Source organism: Acidithiobacillus sp. TH-A36, assembly GCF_057473445.1.
This window is the reverse complement of record NZ_JBYCKP010000371.1, coordinates 1-1,554: the sequence shown is the minus strand read 5'-3', so window position 1 is coordinate 1,554 and position 1,554 is coordinate 1. Positions and strand designations below refer to the sequence as shown.

The following is a 1,554-nucleotide window of genomic DNA, read 5'->3' as shown; positions in this document are numbered from 1 at the left end:
TATTTGTCGCGGCCTGCAAATCATCAATGTCGCGTTGGGGGGTGACCTCCTGCAGGATTTACCCAAAAATATTGGTACCCGCATTTGTCATCGCAACAATGACGGGGATCCCATCATGCATGAAGTCATTGTCCTGCCGGATACTCTTTTGGGCAGCATTGTTCGTCGGGAAACCCTGGAAATTTCCTCCTGGCATCATCAGGCCATTGCCAACATGGCCCCGTCCCTGCGCATCAACGCCATCGCCGAAGATGGCGTGATTGAGGCCGTGGACATGCCCGACAACCCGGATATTTTCGCCGTACAGTGGCACCCTGAACATACTGCCGCTGGTGATCCCCATCAGCAAGCGCTTTTCAACTGGCTGGTGAAGCGTGCCGAGCGCCGCATTGTGCGGACCATCGAACGACAGGAAAACAAGAGCTGAACGGTTAATCCTGCAGGCTTCAGCCGAACTTTACACAGATTCAGGGTGCAGGATTGCCGGCGGGCTGCAGACGCTGTTGTAACCAGGCAAAACCCGCTGGCAACAGGGAAATCACAATGATGGCGATCAAAACCAGGTTCAGATGGGTTTTTACCCAGGTGAAGCTACCCAGAAAATAGCCGGCACCGAGCAGTCCGCCCACCCAGAGAAATGCCCCGGTCAGATTAAAGATGACAAAACGCCGATAAGGCATGGCGGCAATACCGGCGACAAAGGGTGCAAAGGTGCGGATAATGGGCAGCAGCCTGGCGATGACTACTGTTTTCCCGCCATGCCGGGCATAAAAACGCTGGGTGGTTTCCAGATGGCGGATGTTCAGCAGCTTACCGCCAAACAGATGCACACCCCAGCGCTTGCCCACCCAGTAATTGACTGCATCTCCCAGTACCGCCGCTGTCACCAGCAAAAACAGTAGCCAGGGTGCGCTCATGGCACCAATTCCAGCCAGGGTGCCACACACAAAAAGCATGGAATCCCCGGGAAGAATGGGCATGATGACCAGCCCGGTTTCTGCAAACAGAATCAGAAAGAGCAGGGCATACACCCAAGCCCCGTATTCCTGCAAAAACAAAAGCAGGTAATGATCAAAGTGCAGAAGCATCTGCAGCAAGTGATGAACATCCGACATCAGCTGTCTTCCGAAACTCCGCAATAGCGTTGATAGTGGCGCTCAAACATGACTTCCATTTCGGCAATCACCGTTTCTGCCTCTATTCCGCCCATGACATGCCTGGACATCAGGCTGGATGTATCATTGAGCATTTCCTTGGCATCCAGCATGCTGTAACTCTCCCGCAGCCGCTTGATGGCCCCTACCACGCTTTCGCCTTCGCGGGCAGGCAACAGGTTGGGCTTTTCAATCACTTTTTCCTGCGGCGCTTCAGGCTTCTGGCGACTGCGCAGAAACTCGGCAAAAGCCACCACCTGTTCCTGCCCGGCAGCATCCAGCTTGCGCATCACTTTCAGGAACTGACGCTCACGACTGTTCATACGTCACTACCCGTATCGACTTTCAGGGAAAATACCGGGGGTTTGCGCTTTTCGGTCATCAGGGCCAGCTCGCGAAC

General features: G+C 54.4%; 3 protein-coding genes. 1 reads left to right on the top strand and 2 read right to left on the bottom strand.

The annotated features are described in order from the left end of the window. The coding region (locus tag AC2VLY_RS09760; protein WP_486922180.1) for a gamma-glutamyl-gamma-aminobutyrate hydrolase family protein at positions 1-427 on the top strand (427 nt) is incomplete at its 5' end. A gap of 40 nt (positions 428-467) precedes the next feature. Here the strand turns inward: AC2VLY_RS09760 and AC2VLY_RS09755 are convergent. Together AC2VLY_RS09755 and AC2VLY_RS09750 are read right to left on the bottom strand one after the other, a co-directional pair. After that, positions 468-1,115 carry a VTT domain-containing protein gene (locus tag AC2VLY_RS09755; RefSeq protein ID WP_486892565.1) on the bottom strand — a complete coding sequence of 216 codons (648 nt, stop codon included), beginning with the start codon at positions 1,113-1,115 and terminating at the stop codon, positions 468-470. Next, on the bottom strand, positions 1,115-1,477 hold the full coding sequence (locus AC2VLY_RS09750) for a hypothetical protein (RefSeq protein WP_193651132.1): 363 nt from the start codon (positions 1,475-1,477) through the stop codon (positions 1,115-1,117). Before AC2VLY_RS09750 ends, AC2VLY_RS09755 begins: the two co-directional genes overlap by 1 nt. Positions 1,478-1,554: the final 77 nt, after the last annotated feature.

Excerpts from the sequence above, each read along its gene's own strand:
- AC2VLY_RS09750 (WP_193651132.1), bottom strand. The coding sequence starts at position 1,477 with ATGAACAGTCGTGAGCGTCAGTTCCTGAAAGTGATGCGCAAGCTGGAT.
- AC2VLY_RS09755 (WP_486892565.1), bottom strand. The coding sequence starts at position 1,115 with ATGTCGGATGTTCATCACTTGCTGCAGATGCTTCTGCACTTTGATCAT.